Here is a 17,265-nt window from a genome sequence, read left to right as displayed (position 1 = left end):
TGGGTCAAGGCTACAAATGTGAAAAAAATTATGATAAATACGTGATATTATCCTGAATATACATGTAGATCTCCTTGAAATTTGTTAATTGATTATCCCTATAATTGATCAGGACCTCGGTCAGTGCCTCGTGTTGGCTGGGCTGCGTTTCGAAGGTCCAAATACGTTTTGATATGTTGAATAAGGGGTTGGATATCTTTTCCACCTCCTTATATTCAAAGATGTAGCGCCAAGAGAGGAACTTATCATAGAAATCCATAAAGCCTTCCACATCCTCTACCCCCAGTGTTTTCAGGTAAGAACGCAAGGTGGATAGGTTTACATGTTCCAGATGTTCATACAATCGGCTTACATTGACCAATTCGTGCTGGATCAGCAGGTGGTCGAGCAGCAGTTCGATGGCAATATGCGCCATAAAGGAGGCGCGAATGGGCAAGCCTTCCAATACGGGTTCCAATTGCTTGCGCAATACATGGTTATGCTCGAGAAAGAATTCACTGCTATGGAAAAGCTTATCGACTTCCACATGCCGGTACCAACCTTCGGAAATGGCCTGGGTCTGTGGATGGAGGAAAAATTGTTCTTCTTGTTTTTGGGGATGGAAGATATAGCTCTTATCTACATTTTTTAAAAGGTCGGGTAGCAGGGAGCCCAAAACACGCTCCGGCTGTGTCGCATACCGTTCAAAATAGAAATGAGAAAGAAAATTCATATCAACCCAATAACCGAACAATTTATCTGTAAGATACATTTTAATCTGTTATCTTTGCAATTCTTTAATAAAAAATCTTAAGGGTAAACTATGAACTTTGTAGAAGAACTACGCTGGAGAGGCATGCTTCAAGACATCATGCCAGGAACAGAAGAATTGCTAAACAAAGAAAAGGTGGCAGGCTATATCGGCTTCGACCCTACAGGCGATTCGCTACATGTTGGTCATTTAACGCAGATCATGACCCTGATCCACTTCCAACACGCTGGTCACAAACCGGTAGCTTTGGTGGGTGGTGCGACAGGAATGATCGGCGACCCTTCATTCAAATCAGCGGAGAGAAATCTCTTAGATGAAGAAACCTTACAACGCAATGTGAATGCGTTGAAAAATCAACTTGCAAAATTCTTGAATTTTGGCGACGGGGAGACCGATGCCAAGATGGTGAACAATTACGAATGGTTCAAGGATTTCAAGTTTCTAGACTTCATCCGTGATATCGGGAAGCTGATTACCGTGAATTATATGATGGCCAAAGATTCTGTAAAGAAACGCTTGGAAGGCGAAAGTGGACTTTCCTTCACTGAATTCTCCTATCAACTAATTCAAGGTTATGATTTCTATTATCTATGGAAAAACCACAACTGTAAGGTTCAGATGGGTGGATCGGATCAATGGGGAAATATTGTTACCGGAAGTGAACTGATTCGTCGTATCGATCAGGGATCGGCCTTTGCGGTGACTACGCAATTGATCAAGAAATCGGATGGCCAAAAGTTCGGTAAAACCGAATCAGGAGCTGTATGGTTGGATCCGAAGAAAACTTCGCCTTATAAATATTATCAATTCTGGTTGAACGCTACGGATGATGACAGTAAATCGTGGATCAAGATCTTTACGTTGAAACCGAAGGAAGAGATTGATGCGATCATTGCAGAGCATGATGCTGCCCCACATTTACGTATCGTTCAGAAAGCATTGGCAAAAGATATTACGATCCGTACGCATTCGGAACAGGATTATGAAACAGCTGTTAAGACTTCGGAATTCCTGTTCGGGAATGGCGATTTGAGTTTCTTGTCCAATTTGGAGCATGATGCGGTTTTGGAAGTATTTGATGGGGTACCTCAATTTGATCTTGCAAAAGATAAATTAGCGGCAGGGATAAATATTCTTGATCTTTTAGCAGTGGAAACACAGGTGTTTCCTTCTAAAGGTGAAGCTAGAAAAATGTTGCAAGGTGGTGGTGTTTCGTTGAACAGAGAGAAACTGACTGATGTGGAATTAGTGGTTGGGAATGATCAGTTGATCAATGGAAAGTATTTGATCGCGCAACGCGGTAAGAAGAATTATTATTTGATAACGGTTTCTTAAGAAACCTGCGTCAATGGCACACTCCCTGCGTCATTGCGAGGAACGAAGCAATCTTTACACTGATCGAAAGATTGCTTCGTCGTACCTCCTCGCAATGACGTTTTAGTTACTAAATACTAACTACTAAATACTCGCTACTAAATAAAAAACCCATCAATACTTAATAACCGAATGCAATAAATCATGTTGGTTCGTTTGCACTACAAGACCTTCATAAATACAAATCGTCCCTAGCATCTGCGAACTTGGCGTAATACTTATCGTCTTCGACTTTTCCGTTTCTCCTTGAAAAGAAACCTGCAGTTCCATAACCTCCATACTAAAATCCTGGAATTTCGTCACCTCATTTCCAATACTCAATTTCTGCAAGGTATTGCCCTGCTTGATCTGAATATCAACCTTCTTACCCTCCGCAAGATTAGCAAACCGCAAGGAAGCCATCCTGTCTTTTGGCACCACAAAATCATCCTGGGTTAGCAGATACTTCACATACGTACGCCCATAAAGAAAAACAGAATAAAAATTACTGCCCTTAAACTCCATGGCCTTACTCAACAACACCGTACCATTTGCCTTTGTACTTATTTCTATTGTTCTGTTCCCTGGAAATATGGTTTTAAAGGAAAGGAAATCACCCGGCTGTAAAAGCTCATTTCCCTGATTGATTCTTTTGTTGTCCACCGAGAAGTCCAGTCCTGCACCAAAGCCTAAGCCATTGAATACCGATAATGCAGCGAATTCTGATGACGGTACATCATTGTACTCATTCATCATATCATCCTTCGCACAGGAATTCAATAGTAAACTGGAACTTACAAATATTAGGAATACAACAATTTGTTGTGTTAATCTCATAGAATTATTATATTATATTTATTCCATACTACGAGTTTGGAAAGCTTATTGCTACATCCTTTTGTTATCAAATCAAAAATACGTACAATTGGAAGCATTCCTATTTTTTTTTAAGTTTGTACAAAGAAAAAATATTAGCCTCATTTAAATGGCAAGACTAAATACATTCAAGAATGGCAGTGGATCGGCTGGGACTAAGAAGACTAAGAATACCACGCTATCTTATCAAAAACGAGCCAAAACAACAGCTACTAAAACCTTCGATCAGATCAATTTTTCGGAAGGACAACGAAAAGCCCTGAAAATATTCGGGTTATTCTTACTGCTATTGGCAGGGTTGTTTACTGTGGCTTTTGTATCATACCTTTTCACTTGGAAGGCAGACCAAAGCTATATCGCCGCAACTAATGGCGGTTGGTCTACCCTATTCCAAACCGGCGAAGAAATTCAGGACGAAGGAACAGAACTTCCTTTGGTCGAAAATAAATTAGGGAAATTTGGAGCATTATTGGCTAATCAATTCATCTACGAATGGTTTGGAGTGGCTTCATTTCTATTTATCGTGATCCTTTTTGTTACAGGATACAAATTTCTTTATAAAAGATCCATTTTCCCGATCTGGAAAACCTGGGTCTATTCCCTTATTTCCATCATCCTGCTTTCGGTAACCTTTGGGTTTATCCAGGATTTCATTGCCGAAACACCACATATCCTAGAAGGTAAGTTTGGTTTTTGGACCAATCAGATCCTCAAGGCACAGATCGGTCAGGTAGGAACTGCAGGGGTACTGATCTTTATTGTGCTTACCGCATTGGTATTGCTTTACAATTATGACCTACGATTGTCTTTCCGTTCCAAAAACTCGGATGAGGAAGATGATGAATTAGAAGATGAGGAGGAATTGCTGGAAGACTCCCAAATCAATAAAATCCGTGCAAACAGACAAAACGACGTGGCTACGCATACCTACAGCTACCCACAAACAGAACCTGAACAAGAGCTAGAAGACGAGGAAGAACTCACTCCTGAAGAGGAAGAATTGAGTTTATCCCTTCCGCTACAGGTCAACACCCCAAAACCGAGCAATCAAGTCGCTTCCAATACACAGGAGAACGAGATTGAATTCAGTATCGAACAGCCAACATCCAACAAAGTGGAAGCTCCAATTCAGGAAGAACCTAGCTTGGTGGTGGAAAAACCGATTGAGGAAAAGCCCATTACGGCCAATGATCTGGTGGAGAAATTTGGTGAATATGATCCGAAACTGGATCTATCCGGCTACCAGTACCCTACCTTGGATCTATTGAAAGATTATGGTACCGGCAAGATTACCATCAATCAGCAGGAATTAGAAGGAAACAAGAACCGTATTGTAGAAACCTTACGGAACTACAGCATAGAAATCGAGCATATCAAAGCGACCATTGGCCCAACGGTGACCTTGTACGAGATCATCCCGAAACCTGGTGTCCGCATTTCCAGGATCAAGAACCTGGAGGATGATATTGCATTAAGTTTGGCGGCATTGGGAATCCGTATTATTGCGCCGATGCCGGGTAAAGGTACTATTGGTATTGAGGTACCGAGCAGTACACCGGAAATGGTTTCCATGCGTTCCATCTTAGCTACTGAAAAATACCAGAAAACGGATATGGACCTTCCTATTGCTTTAGGAAAGACCATCTCCAACGAGGTTTATATTGCCGATTTGGCAAAAATGCCGCACTTATTGGTAGCAGGAGCCACCGGTCAGGGTAAATCCGTCGGGATCAACGCCATCTTGACCTCCCTGCTTTTCAAAAAACACCCGGCAGAACTAAAATTCGTGCTGGTCGATCCGAAAAAAGTGGAACTTTCCCTGTTCAAAAAGATCGAAAGGCATTTCTTAGCGAAACTTCCTAACGAAGATGACGCTATTATTACAGATACGAAAAAGGTGATCAACACCTTAAATTCCTTGTGTATTGAGATGGATCAGCGTTATGACCTGTTGAAGAATGCGCAGGTACGTAATCTGAAGGAATATAATGTGAAATTTATCAACCGTCGATTAAACCCTGAGGAGGGTCATCGATTCTTACCGTTTATAGTTCTTATTATTGATGAATTTGCCGATTTGATGATGACGGCAGGCAAGGAAGTGGAAACACCGATAGCACGATTAGCACAGCTGGCCCGTGCGGTAGGTATTCACTTGGTCATTGCAACGCAAAGACCATCCGTGAATATTATTACCGGTACGATCAAGGCCAACTTCCCGGCGCGTTTGGCATTCCGTGTATTATCAAAGGTCGATTCCAGAACGATCTTGGATAGTGGCGGTGCCGACCAATTGATTGGACGTGGGGATATGCTTTTGGCAACCGGTAGTGATCTGATCCGGATTCAGTGTGCCTTTGTGGACACACCGGAAGTCGATCAGATCTCCGATTTCATCGGGGGCCAACGGGGATACCCTTCAGCGCATTACCTACCGGAATATGTAGGTGAGAACAGCGAAGGCGGATCTTCATCCGACTTTGACATGGATAGTCGTGACCCGATGTTCGAAGAAGCTGCCCGCCTGATTGTTATGCATCAACAAGGCTCAACCTCATTGATACAGCGCAAATTAAAATTAGGATACAACCGCGCTGGAAGGATAATCGATCAATTGGAATCTGCAGGAATTGTAGGTCCATTTGAAGGAAGTAAAGCACGCGAGGTGCTCTATCCAGACGAATATTCTTTGGAACAGTATTTGGAAACGTTAAGATAAGATGAAGAACATGAAAAAATTACTGTACGTAGTACTGGCGGTCTTTATCGCCAACACTGCCTTTGCGCAGAGCAATAAAGCAAAATCTATTTTGGATAAGGTATCGGCGAAATATGATTCCTATAATACCTTACAATCGAATTTCTTGTTGAAAGTAACTCCACGAACCGGAGAAGCATCTACGGTGAACGGGAAGATCCTGGTAAATAAACCGGAAGATAAATTCAAGATCGAATTGGCTGATCAGGATATTTATGGCGATGCGAATACCACTTGGACCGTATCAAAAGAGGTAAAGGAAGTACAGGTCAATTCGGCCGATGATGGTAATCAAAAGATCGGCCCTTCCAATATCTTCACCTTCTACAAGAAAGGGTTTAACTACAAATATGTAGGCACGAACAATGTAGCCAAAGAAGGAAAGGTAGATGTGATCGATCTTGTCCCTACGGATAAGACAACCAACTATCAGAAGATCACCTTAAGGGTAAACAGCAAATCCCATATCCATGATGTAAGTATCCTGGATAAATCGGGCGCCAAATACACCTATGCATTTAATGCCCTGTATGTGAACCATGCGATTAGCAATGCAAGCTTACAGTTCAACAAACAGAACTACCCAGGCTACGAGGTGGTCGATCTGCGTTAGAATAGATATTTTATTATAGATTATAGATAATAGATGAGAGATAATAGACCTTAAAAAAAACGAGCATTGCTGCTCGTTTTTTTTAAAAAGTCTAAAGTCTATTATCTATTATCTCTCATCTAGTAAACCAGGCGGCCGGCAGTACTGGCTCTCACCTGGTCTAGGGTTACTCCTTTGTGTAACTCAACCAATTTGAAGCCTCCTTCCGGGAGGACATCGAATACGCCGAGTTCTGTTACGATTTTCTTAACACAGCGGACGCCTGTAAGCGGAAGGCTGCAGGAAGATAGGAGTTTGGATTCGCCAGCCTTATTGACGTGTTGCATAGCAACAATGATGTTCTCTGCACTGGCTACTAGATCCATCGCACCACCCATGCCCTTTACCATCTTGCCTGGGATTTTCCAATTGGCAATATCGCCATTCTCGGAAACCTCCATCGCGCCCAGGATCGTCAAGTCGATCTTTCTCGAGCGGATCATGCCGAAGCTCATGGATGAATCAAAAAAAGCTGATCCTGGTAAGGTGGTAATGGTCTGCTTTCCAGCATTGATGTAATCGGCATCTTCTTCCCCTTCAAATGGAAAGGGCCCCATTCCCAACATGCCATTCTCACTTTGCAGGACCACCTGCATCCCATCCGGGATATAATTCGCTACCAAGGTAGGAATCCCGATCCCTAGGTTCACATAGTAACCATCTTTTATCTCTTTCGCAATACGCTTTGCAATTCCAAATTTATCCAACATAGCTTAGCATTTTTTAATGATCATTGCACTAGCACCACCGCCACCATTACAGATAGCAGCAAGCCCATAATTTCCATTCTCCTGATGCAGCACGGAACTCAAGGTCACGATGATCCTTGCGCCGGAGCATCCCAGGGGATGCCCTAGAGCCACCGCTCCACCATAGACGTTGATCTGGTTGGTCGAAAGGCTCAACAGCTTTGCATTTGCCAAGGCAACTACCGAAAAGGCTTCGTTGAATTCGAAATAATCCATATCATCCATGGTTAGGCCTGCCTTCTGCAATACTTTCTGCGTAGCGATTGCTGGTGTGGTAGTAAACCATTCTGGCGCCTGCTCCGCATCTGCATAAGCAATAATCTCTGCGATTGGCTTTAAGCCCAATTCCTTCATTTTCTCTTCGCTCACCAATAACACCGCAGCAGCACCATCACTCAAGGTGGAAGCATTGGCCGCCGTAATGGTTCCATCCGATTTAAAGGAAGGACGCAATTGGCTCAATTTTTCAAAATTGACCTGCTTATATTCTTCATCTTCCGAAACGACCACCGTTCCTTTACGACTGTTGATTTCTACCGGAGCAACCTCCTTTGTGAACTTTCCGGATTCCCAAGCGATCTTGCTACGGGTATAGGATTGGATGGCATATTCATCCTGATCCTCGCGGGAAATGCTGTATTTCTCGGCACAGACCTCGCCACAATTTCCCATAGCCTGGTTGGAATACACATCGGTTAACCCATCTTTCGCCAATCCATCGATCAATTTCTGATCGCCATATTTTGCTCCCCAACGAGCAGCAACATCATAATATGGCACCTGGCTCATGCTTTCCATCCCACCAGCTACCACCACATGGGCATCGCCCAAAAGGATCTGCTGGGCAGCGATGGAGATGGCCTTCATGCCACTGGCACACACTTTATTGATGGTCGTTGCAGGGATATGATCCGACAAACCGGCAAATTTCGATGCCTGGCGCGCTGGTGCCTGTCCTAGATTGGCCTGTAGCACCGAACCCATATATACTTCATCGATCTGTAATGCATCGATTCCACTTTCTTCAATAACAGCAGAAATAGCTTTTGCACCTAATTCTGTGGCAGAGATACTGGATAAAGCACCTCCAAAACTGCCCATGGCAGTACGTTTTGCGGCTATAATAAATACGCGTTTATTCATCTTCTTTTTGTCTTACAGTTCGTTGTTCAATTCTTTTTTCGTATTGCTCTCCTTGAAAAATACGTTGTACAAATACACCCGGTGTATGGATATGATTAGGATCCAATTCCCCCACTTCCACCAGTTCCTCTACCTCAGCAATCGTGATCTTACCGCACATGGCTACCGCATGGTTAAAGTTCTGCGCTGTACCTCGGTAAACCAGGTTACCCGCCGTATCTCCCTTCCAAGCTTTTACCAACGCGAAATCGGGTTCAAACGCATATTCCATCAGGTAATCTTTTTCTACTCCGTGAAAAGTAAACCGACGAACTTCCTTGCCTTCGGCCACCTCGGTTCCAACCCCAGCAGGGGTATAAATCACCGGAAGCCCATATCCCCCAGCCATTAGTCTCGTTGCCAAAGTTCCTTGCGGGATCAGCTCTACCTCCAGTTCGCCATTCAGCATCTGTCTTTCAAATTCTGCATTCTCGCCCACATAAGAAGCGATCATTTTCTTTACTTGTTTTTTCTGTAATAATAGGCCGAGACCAAAATCATCTACCCCTGCATTATTGCTGATGCAGGTCAGGTTGCTCACGCCTTTTTCCAATAAAGCACTGATCAGGTTTTCCGGAATTCCGCATAAGCCAAAGCCCCCTAGGGACAGGGTCATGCCATCCTCAATATCCTGAATCGCCTCCTTAGCATTTGAAACAGTTTTGTTTATCATGTATAATGAGATTAGAATCGCAATTGCCTCAGAAACCAAATATTATTTCAATCCCTTTACAATTGGCTTACAATTTCGACTGTAAACCTACTTGCGATTTCGCAGTTTATAATTTTTATAAATTTAGTGAATTATATTCAAATGCGTTTGAAGTCGGAACTTTTAGTATTCATTGAATCAGGAAGTTAATTTATTACACACTTGGCATCAAAATGCATCTGCTGTTAGCAATGATGAAACAGATATTCTATTTTTTGGAAGGATTGTCAATTGAGGGAGGATATAATTACAATATTTTCTTTACAATATCTAATTAAATTGCTAAACTTGATTAAATAAGACAGTAAAAAACAACTTAAAAATATGCGATTTTTATCCTTTCTATTATTGTTTTGGGTGCTAAGCCCTGCCGTGCATGGTCAAACGCTACAACAAAAACTTCGGACCACTACCTTAGATAGCCAATTTGTGGTACTCAACGTGCAATCGAGATCCCAGGATGCAGATTTCAAAATCATTAGAAAAAGTAACCTGGACATCATCCGTCAGAACGTGAGGGACTCCCTGAGCAAATACAAAAAAACGATCAATGAACTGAATGGTTCGGCATCGAGCGCTGCTGGTAGTATGCAATCTTTGAAGGATTCTGTTCAGAACCTTTCTACCGCTTTGGCAGCAGAACAACAAAAAACAGATAGTATCTCCTTTTTAGGGATGGATTTCGCAAAAGGAACTTACCATACGATGGTCTGGGCCATTATCATTGCCTTAGGTGCTGCGTTTTTTGGAACCTTAGTGGCGTTTAGAAAATCGAAAGTGGATACCGTGGATAGTAAGAATACCGTGGATGAACTGCAAGAGGAATTACAAACTCTGAGGAAGAAAGCAATGGAAAGAGAACAACAGTTGAAAAGACAGTTGTTGGATGAGCAGTTGAAGAGGAACAGTTAGGTTTGGAGTATTTAGTAGTGAGTATTTAGTATTTAGATATGAAGCCCCCTTTTTTGGGGGCTTTTTTAGTTAAAAACCAGTTTGGTTCAATATAGGGAATGGTATTATTTGAGCAATCAGATTTTTATATATATTTTTAGAATTCTCAAAGAAAATTCATGGAACCTAAAGGAGGAGAGATAGATTGGGTAGTTGAAAAAAGTAAAATTGCAATTGCTAAAGATGCAACTGCATTTAAATTACTTTTCAATCATTTTTATGCACCGTTATTAGGTTTTTCTCTTTCAATTACTGGAAATAAGGAAATTTCGGAAGATATAATGGCAGATTTTATGGTAAAATTATGGACCCAACCCGAAAAACTTTTGAAAATCAACCATTTAAAAACTTATCTCTACACCAGTGTTAAAAACCTCTCCCTAAATGCATTAGAAAAAATCAAGGTTCGTCACAATCACTTGAACAGTCTAAATCCAGAGCCTAGAGATCCTAACAATCCAGAAAGGGAACTTCTAATTAAAGAATTAAAAGGTCAAATCGAACAGGCAATTGCTCAACTCCCACCGAAATCAAAAATGGCACTTATACTTATTCGTGATAATGATTGTAGTTATAAAGAAGCCGCGGATATTATGGAGGTCAGTATTAAAACTATTGATAGACACCTTCAAATTGCAATGGGAAAAATTAAAGAAAACCTCAATTTATAATACTGAAAATCAGCACCAAAGATATAAATATTTTATTTTTTTCCTTTTGATTGGGGAGTATCCTTGTATTAGCTGTCCTATATATAATTAGCACCAATTTTACACCATGCAAGGAGAACGATTTTTTGAATTAATCCATCTTTATCTATCTAAAAAAATTTCAGCTGAAGAACAAGTGGAATTGGATAGTGCTATCAATAACGATGAAAAACTTTCTATTTTATTTAAGGAACTAACGAAACAAAAAAACATGATGGTTGGTCCTCTCGAATTGGAGGAAAAGTTTGGAAAAATTATGAATGCTAAGAGAGGACGTGATGTAACTAATAGAACTGTTTTAAAAATTTCTCGAAATGCTTTTTTAAAATATGCAGCTGCTATTCTGATTGGTATTTTCACATGTTCTGTTTTATATTATGGAATTTTTAACGCATATAAGGTTGATAATTTTAGTCAAAAGATAGAAACTAAAAATGGAGAAAGGAAAAATGTGACGCTACCTGATGGAACACATGTTTGGCTGAATAGCGCAAGTACTATTTCTTATAAGAAATCCTTTGGAAAAGAAAATAGGGATATAAGTTTAATTGGAGAAGCGTATTTTGAAGTTTCAAAAAATCAAAATCTTCCCATGTATATCAACGCAAAGGAATTAACTGTAAAAGTGGTAGGGACAAGTTTTAATGTTCGTTCTTACCCAGATGAAAATCGTGCAGAAGCTAGTTTGGTTGAAGGAAAAATCGAATTATTTATTAATAAAGATCAAAAAGACAGTAAGTTTTTACAAGTTATCCCTGGAGAAAAAATCAGTGTTAATTATGATAAGAAATTGAATAATCAACCTATAAATTTTGAGACCTCGAAAATACCTACAAAAGATATGATTATTCAAAAAAGTATCTTCCTAAAAAATAATTCGTCAGATGTTCCTGCAGAAATAGCTTGGAAGGAAAATAAGCTTGTTTTTGACCAAGAACCTTTTGACAACATCATCTCTAAATTGGAAAAATGGTATGATGTTCAAATTGAAATTAAGAATGACTCACTAAAACAGCATAATCTTTCCGGAAATATGGAATCCGATCATGTTGAAGATGTATTAGAATTATTGAAATCAACGGGAATAGAATTTAAATTCAAAAAAGAAAATAACCTAATAACCATTTACTAAACAAATTGTGATATTATGAAATAAGAAAACTATAAACCTTCAGAAAAAAAGGACACATCCAAAGATGTATCCTTCATCAAATTATTAATAATTAAGCATCTAGCCCTGAGAAAGTAAGACGCTTAAATCAATTCAACTAATTTATGAAAATTAATTTACATGCCATTAGGCTACATGTGAAATGGCCTTATCTATTTAAAGTATTATTGATGCTTAAACTTATCATCTGCTTTATCTGTATTTTTTCTTTACGTGTAATTGCAAATCCTACTACTGCACAAGAGAAGGTTTCCATGCGACTTTATAATAGTGACCTTAAATCAGTATTAAAATCCATTGAAAAACAAACCAATATTAAATTCATCTATGCAGATAATCTGATAAACAATGAATCTTTTTCAAGAATTCAGGTAAGTAATCTTCCATGGACCGAAGTTCTTTTGCCGCTATTGAACAACGCGGGATTGACCATTAAAAAATTAGATGCATACCGGATGGTAATTCGACCTGAAAACAATAGACAGGACGGGTTTCCTGTTCGAGGAATTGTTGTTGATAAAAGCGGTAAGCCATTAGTTGGTGTAAGTATTACAGAAAAGAATTCTACTAAAGCTACAAGTACTAATGAAGGAGGTCGATTTGAGATAAATGCAAGTAATGATCAAGCTATTTTAATCATTAGCTATATGGGATACTCTAGTCAAGAAATAGCCGTATCCTCAAGTGAAATGAAAATCATCCTTCAGGAGGATTTAACATCCTTAGATGAAGTTGTAGTCGTTGGTTTCGGCACTCAGAAAAAAGCTAATCTTACAGGAGCTGTCTCCTCTGTAGATATGAATAAAGTATTGGGGGATCGGCCCGTGAGCAGTTCTTCTCAAGCTCTTCAAGGAGCTGTACCTGGCATGCAAGTAACTTTTGGAGGTGGGCGTCCAGGGCAAGGATCTGACCTCAATATTAGGGGTATTACTTCTATAAATGGAGGCAGCCCTTTGGTTTTGGTAGATAACGTCCCAATGAACCTTGATGATATCAACCCTAAGGATATTCAAAATATAACGGTATTAAAAGATGCTGCAGCATCCTCCATTTATGGAGCAAGAGCTGCTTATGGGGTGATTTTAGTGACCACTAAAAAAGCAGGAAAAAACCAGCCAATCAAATTCAATTATTCTTCTAATCTAACTTGGTCCAATGCTACAAGTTTACCAGAAAAGGCTAGTCCATTAGAATTTGTACAAGGGTTAAAGGATTTCGGACAAGCAACAAATTGGACAGGTGAAAATGTTGAAACCTGGTTGGAACTTTTAAAAGAGTTTCAAGTCGACCCAAGCAAATACCCAAATGGCAAAGCTGAGGTAAACAATACTAAATACGCATTACAGGAATATGATATGTATGGGGAAGTTTTTACCACAGGATTTGAACAATTACATAATATTTCAGTTTCTGGTGGTGGGGAAAAAATGGCATATAGATTATCTGGTATGCTTGCAGATGAAGATGGAATCATGGCCACTGATAAAGACAGTTACAATCGTTATAATGTAAATGCTTTTATAACAACCGAAATAGCAAAAAATCTGAATGCGAGTGCGAACATTCTCTACAAAAACGACAAACGAAAAACTCCTATGAACATGGGGGAAATGTTCTACCGTTCTATTACGCATGGTTCCTATATTAATCCAGGTTATGATGTTGCGATGGATGGCACTCAAATCCCATACGGAACACCAAATAACTACTTGAAATACGAAGATCCAAGTTTAAATTATGGTGATAACCTGCGGTTATTTGGCAAATTAGAATATAACCCAATTCAAGGATTAAATTTAACTGCTGAGTATACATTTGATAAAAACAACAGTAATAGCAAATATTATCAGGTTAGGCATAAATATATGAACCCTAATAATTACAATGAGGAATATTTATTCAATAACCAATATTATCAAAGGGGGAGTAGTATAACAAATTATAATGCCTTAAATTTATACGCAAGTTATTCACACAGTATTTCCAATAACAATTTTAAATATTTATTGGGAACAAACTATGAAAAAAGCCATTACGAAACTTATTCGGCAACCAGATATGATATCCTTAGTCCTGATTCCCCTTCACTAGGTACAAGTAGCGGAAATCAATTTGTCGATGACGCATTCGGGCAATATGCTGTATTAGGGTATTTTGGAAGAATCAATTATGATTACAAAAACCGTTATCTATTAGAATTAAATGGTCGTTTGGATGGATCTTCAAGATTCCAAAAAGGATCTAAATTTGGTTTCTTCCCTTCTGTTTCTGCTGGATGGAATATCAGTGAAGAAAATTTCATGAGCGCCTTAAGAAACCAAGTTCCTTTGTTGAAAGTTAGAGGTTCATTTGGAGAAATTGGAAACCAGGTCGTATATAATTCTGGCGGTGGACAAAATTATTTTCCAGTAATCCCATCTATGTCTGCAACGAATTCCTCTTGGATCAATCCGACTACTGGAATAAGGTATTTGACAATAGCTCCTCCAGGCTTAGTTTCCTCGACATTTACTTGGGAAAAAGTTCGTACCTTAAATTTAGGCGTTGACATTGCCTTATTTAATAGTAAGCTAAATACAAGTTTTGACTGGTTCCGAAGACAAACTATCGGAATGTTATATCAGGGAGCAGATTTACCTGCGGTATTAGGCGCTTCTCCACCATTTCAGAACACCACTGATCTGGAATCAAAAGGTTGGGAATGGGAATTGAACTGGAAAGATAAAATCAGTGATTTTACTTATGCAGTCGGATTCAACCTTTCCGACAATAGAGGATTTATTACACGCCTTGAAAATAGTTCCGGACTAATAAACAGCTTTTATGAAGGTAAAGAACTAAATGAAATTTGGGGATATGTGACAGATAGATTCTATACGGAGAATGATTTCGAAGCAGGAAGTTTGAATGAAAAACTTCAAGGTGGAAAATTAAAAGATGGAATACCTTATTTTAATGGCGTCGCTCAAAATCCAGGAGATATTCTTTATAAAGACCTAAATGGTGATGGCATCATTTTCTCAGGAAATGGTACTTTAAGTGATCCAGGTGACATGAAAGTAATCGGGAACAGCAAAAGGAGGTATCAATATGGAATTACAGGAAATTTTGGTTACAAAAACTTTGACCTTTCCGTATTTCTACAAGGAGTTGGAAAAAGAGACCTTTGGATGAGTAATTTTGTTTTCTGGCCTTATAATAATGAGTTTTCTACTTTCTTCAAGCATAATCTGGACTATTGGACTCCAGAAAATCAAGACGCCTATTATGGAAGAGTTTATTCCAATGCAGGATTGAATACGAGTGCAAATAGAAGGACACAGACCAAGTTCTTACAGGACGGTTCATATTTAAGGGTGAGGAACATTACACTGAGTTATAACCTAGGTAATGATGTTTTGAAGTCCAAATTCTTGGAAAGTATTAGACTATATTTAACGGGTGAGAACCTTTTCTTGTTTGACAAATTACCTAAAGGATTTGAAGCTGATGCAGCTGATTTAGGATCAGGCGGAATTTACCCCTATTTGAAAAAATATAGCTTTGGTGTAAACATCAATTTCTAACCTATTACCTACTATCATGAAAATATTTAAATCAATTATATATATCGCACTCGCAACGAGCCTTGCGACTGGAAATACGAGTTGTACAAAACTACTTGACTTATCTCCTGAAGGTACTTTAACTGAAAATACGACTTTCACATCTTACGACAATTTTATTACCTACTCTTGGCAGTTTTATGGAATTTTCCCAGGATACAGCAACTCAGTTCCCAATTCGGAAGTCAATGGAGATCTATTCGCCTTAGCCAACAACAATGCAACCTCAGATTGGATTTGGAATCGCATAGTCATTCCTGGAACTTCTTCTGACTACAATGCACCATTCGTTCAGATCAGAGCAATAAATATTTTATTGAATAATATTGATGCAGCATCTCAATTAAGCGATGTGGAGAAAAATCATATTCGCAGCATTGGATATTTTTTTAAGGCATACAATTACATGGATTTATTAAATAAATTCGGTGGAGTGATTTGGGTGGAAAATGCCATAAATGATGGAGATAAAGAAATTCTATACGGAATTCCAAATTCTAGGGATGAAATCGCTCAAAAAATTATGGACATGCTTACTTTTGCAGAAGCAAATATTAAAGTTGCGGGAGATGGAAAGAACACTATAAATGTGCATACTGTTCGAGCATTAATCTCAAGGTTCGGATTAAGAGAAGGTACTTGGAGAAAATATCATGGATTATCCGATTCAGAAAAATATTTGAATGTTTCTGTTGATGCTTCGTCCAAATTGATAGCTAGTTTCCCAGAATTGCACAATGATTATGACGAATTATTTAATAGTGAATCATTAGCGAACAATTCAGAAGTGCTTCTATACAAACAATATGAAGTAAATCAAATTACTCATACTTTAGCATCTTTAGCTAGAAATTCTTCTGGACGTTGGGACCTTACTAAAAAAGCTGCTGATTTATATTTAATGAAAGATGGACAAACACGTTGGACTAGTCCTCAATTTGCTGGAGATGACACTCCGTATAAAGAATTCAGAAACAGGGATATTAGACTTTATTACACTGTTCCTCCTCCATTTAAGGTGATAACTAACCACCCTAGCTATACATTTGAGCATACAGTAAATCTAGCAGATAGGGAATATATTGACCTTATGAATATCTTGTCTATTCCCAGCAGAAAAACATTACCTACTATTAACTGGCAAGGGTTGGTATTACGTCAAGAACCACATTATGCAGATTATACAAATGGCCAACCATTCAATGTAACTTTTACGGGTTATAGATTCTATAAATTTAGTAATAAGATTAAAATACTTCAAAATGAAGACATTAATGATGCACCAATTTTCAGAATGGGTGAAGTGTTTTTGAATTTGGCGGAAGCAAAATATGAACTTGGCACTTTCAATCAAGGAGTAGCTGACCAAACCATTAACAAACTTCGTAAAAGAGGTCAAGTAGCTTCTTTGCAATTAACTGCAATACCTTCAGACCCTACAAGGGATGCTTCCGTTACTCCTATATTATGGGAAATTCGAAGAGAGCGTGCAATAGAATTAATGGGAGAAGGATTTCGTTTTGATGATTTAAGGAGATGGAAAAAAATGGATTACGCTTCCGCTCGTAAAATTGGACGTTATATCCAAAAGGGAGTTGATGTCCCGGCTAACGCTCCAATTCCTATTTTGAACGGAGGATCTAGTGGTAATATTGCTTATGAAGGCACTCCCCCTTCCTTCCCGGAGTATTACTATTTATATCCAATTCCATCTGCTGAAATAGTATTGAATCCTAATATCAAACAAAACCCAGGCTGGGTTAAATAAATAAATTAACCTTCGGAGGTAATCCTC

The 17,265-nt window shown here is 39.1% G+C and carries 13 protein-coding genes; 8 read left to right on the top strand and 5 right to left on the bottom strand.

Annotated features, from left to right (window positions below):
- Window positions 1-28: 28 nt before the first annotated feature.
- Window positions 29-751, bottom strand: a complete 723-nt coding sequence (locus CRJ00_RS18490; protein ID WP_099368202.1) for an ACP phosphodiesterase — start codon at window positions 749-751, stop codon at window positions 29-31.
- A gap of 51 nt (window positions 752-802) precedes the next feature.
- On the opposite strand from CRJ00_RS18490, the gene tyrS reads away from it, so the two are divergent.
- Window positions 803-2,086: a tyrosine--tRNA ligase gene (gene tyrS / locus CRJ00_RS18485; protein ID WP_099368201.1), complete on the top strand. Its 1,284-nt coding sequence runs from the start codon at window positions 803-805 to the stop codon at window positions 2,084-2,086.
- A gap of 153 nt (window positions 2,087-2,239) precedes the next feature.
- Here tyrS and CRJ00_RS18480 read toward each other — a convergent pair whose 3' ends face one another.
- A complete protein-coding gene (locus tag CRJ00_RS18480; protein ID WP_099368200.1) occupies window positions 2,240-2,941 on the bottom strand; it encodes a DUF4397 domain-containing protein in 702 nt (233 codons plus the stop codon).
- A 148-nt stretch (window positions 2,942-3,089) separates the two neighbouring features.
- Here CRJ00_RS18480 and CRJ00_RS18475 point away from each other — a divergent pair, with 148 nt between their 5' ends.
- Window positions 3,090-5,699 carry an FtsK/SpoIIIE family DNA translocase gene (locus CRJ00_RS18475; protein WP_099368199.1) on the top strand — a complete coding sequence of 870 codons (2,610 nt, stop codon included), beginning with the start codon at window positions 3,090-3,092 and terminating at the stop codon, window positions 5,697-5,699.
- Between the two features lie 10 nt (window positions 5,700-5,709).
- Complete coding sequence (locus CRJ00_RS18470; protein ID WP_180268541.1) at window positions 5,710-6,351, top strand: LolA family protein; 642 nt, start codon at window positions 5,710-5,712, stop codon at window positions 6,349-6,351.
- 119 nt (window positions 6,352-6,470) lie between these two features.
- On the opposite strand, the gene CRJ00_RS18465 is transcribed toward CRJ00_RS18470, so the two are convergent.
- Genes CRJ00_RS18465 through CRJ00_RS18455 form a run of 3 tightly spaced genes read right to left on the bottom strand, consistent with a single transcriptional unit; the run spans window position 6,471 to window position 8,994 of the window.
- Window positions 6,471-7,100 (bottom strand): 3-oxoacid CoA-transferase subunit B, encoded by a 630-nt coding sequence (locus CRJ00_RS18465; RefSeq protein ID WP_099368197.1) that lies wholly within the window; start codon window positions 7,098-7,100, stop codon window positions 6,471-6,473.
- A 3-nt stretch (window positions 7,101-7,103) separates the two neighbouring features.
- A complete protein-coding gene (locus tag CRJ00_RS18460) occupies window positions 7,104-8,282 on the bottom strand; it encodes an acetyl-CoA C-acyltransferase (RefSeq protein ID WP_099368196.1) in 1,179 nt (392 codons plus the stop codon).
- On the bottom strand, window positions 8,275-8,994 hold the full coding sequence (locus CRJ00_RS18455; RefSeq protein WP_099368195.1) for a CoA transferase subunit A: 720 nt from the start codon (window positions 8,992-8,994) through the stop codon (window positions 8,275-8,277). The genes CRJ00_RS18460 and CRJ00_RS18455 overlap by 8 nt, the downstream gene beginning before the upstream one ends.
- A gap of 363 nt (window positions 8,995-9,357) precedes the next feature.
- Between CRJ00_RS18455 and CRJ00_RS18450 the strand changes: the two genes are divergently transcribed.
- The 5 genes from CRJ00_RS18450 (at window position 9,358) to CRJ00_RS18430 (ending at window position 17,238) form a co-directional block, all read left to right on the top strand.
- Entirely contained in the window at window positions 9,358-9,945 is a 588-nt protein-coding gene (locus tag CRJ00_RS18450) for a hypothetical protein (protein WP_099368194.1), read from the top strand.
- Window positions 9,946-10,103: 158 nt separating this feature from the next.
- Window positions 10,104-10,655: an RNA polymerase sigma-70 factor gene (locus CRJ00_RS18445; RefSeq protein WP_099368193.1), complete on the top strand. Its 552-nt coding sequence runs from the start codon at window positions 10,104-10,106 to the stop codon at window positions 10,653-10,655.
- A 106-nt stretch (window positions 10,656-10,761) separates the two neighbouring features.
- Window positions 10,762-11,826 carry a FecR family protein gene (locus CRJ00_RS18440; protein ID WP_099368192.1) on the top strand — a complete coding sequence of 355 codons (1,065 nt, stop codon included), beginning with the start codon at window positions 10,762-10,764 and terminating at the stop codon, window positions 11,824-11,826.
- A gap of 464 nt (window positions 11,827-12,290) precedes the next feature.
- Window positions 12,291-15,431, top strand: coding sequence for a SusC/RagA family TonB-linked outer membrane protein (locus CRJ00_RS18435; RefSeq protein WP_180268540.1), 3,141 nt, complete (start codon window positions 12,291-12,293; stop codon window positions 15,429-15,431).
- A gap of 16 nt (window positions 15,432-15,447) precedes the next feature.
- The gene (locus tag CRJ00_RS18430; RefSeq protein WP_099368190.1) at window positions 15,448-17,238 is read left to right on the top strand and encodes a RagB/SusD family nutrient uptake outer membrane protein; all 1,791 of its coding nucleotides are present in this window, start codon (window positions 15,448-15,450) and stop codon (window positions 17,236-17,238) included.
- The last annotated feature ends 27 nt before the right edge of the window (window positions 17,239-17,265 follow it).

The organism is Sphingobacterium sp. 1.A.4 (genome assembly GCF_002734245.1).
GTDB lineage: Bacteria > Bacteroidota > Bacteroidia > Sphingobacteriales > Sphingobacteriaceae > Sphingobacterium > Sphingobacterium tenebrionis.
The sequence above is the reverse complement of the archived record's forward strand: the minus strand, read 5'-3'. Positions and strand labels throughout refer to the sequence as shown.

Excerpts from the sequence above, each read along its gene's own strand:
- CRJ00_RS18490 (WP_099368202.1), bottom strand. The coding sequence starts at position 751 with ATGTATCTTACAGATAAATTGTTCGGTTATTGGGTTGATATGAATTTT.
- tyrS (WP_099368201.1), top strand. The coding sequence starts at position 803 with ATGAACTTTGTAGAAGAACTACGCTGGAGAGGCATGCTTCAAGACATC.
- CRJ00_RS18480 (WP_099368200.1), bottom strand. The coding sequence starts at position 2,941 with ATGAGATTAACACAACAAATTGTTGTATTCCTAATATTTGTAAGTTCC.
- CRJ00_RS18475 (WP_099368199.1), top strand. The coding sequence starts at position 3,090 with ATGGCAAGACTAAATACATTCAAGAATGGCAGTGGATCGGCTGGGACT.
- CRJ00_RS18470 (WP_180268541.1), top strand. The coding sequence starts at position 5,710 with ATGAAAAAATTACTGTACGTAGTACTGGCGGTCTTTATCGCCAACACT.
- CRJ00_RS18465 (WP_099368197.1), bottom strand. The coding sequence starts at position 7,100 with ATGTTGGATAAATTTGGAATTGCAAAGCGTATTGCGAAAGAGATAAAA.
- CRJ00_RS18460 (WP_099368196.1), bottom strand. The coding sequence starts at position 8,282 with ATGAATAAACGCGTATTTATTATAGCCGCAAAACGTACTGCCATGGGC.
- CRJ00_RS18455 (WP_099368195.1), bottom strand. The coding sequence starts at position 8,994 with ATGATAAACAAAACTGTTTCAAATGCTAAGGAGGCGATTCAGGATATT.
- CRJ00_RS18450 (WP_099368194.1), top strand. The coding sequence starts at position 9,358 with ATGCGATTTTTATCCTTTCTATTATTGTTTTGGGTGCTAAGCCCTGCC.
- CRJ00_RS18445 (WP_099368193.1), top strand. The coding sequence starts at position 10,104 with ATGGAACCTAAAGGAGGAGAGATAGATTGGGTAGTTGAAAAAAGTAAA.
- CRJ00_RS18440 (WP_099368192.1), top strand. The coding sequence starts at position 10,762 with ATGCAAGGAGAACGATTTTTTGAATTAATCCATCTTTATCTATCTAAA.
- CRJ00_RS18430 (WP_099368190.1), top strand. The coding sequence starts at position 15,448 with ATGAAAATATTTAAATCAATTATATATATCGCACTCGCAACGAGCCTT.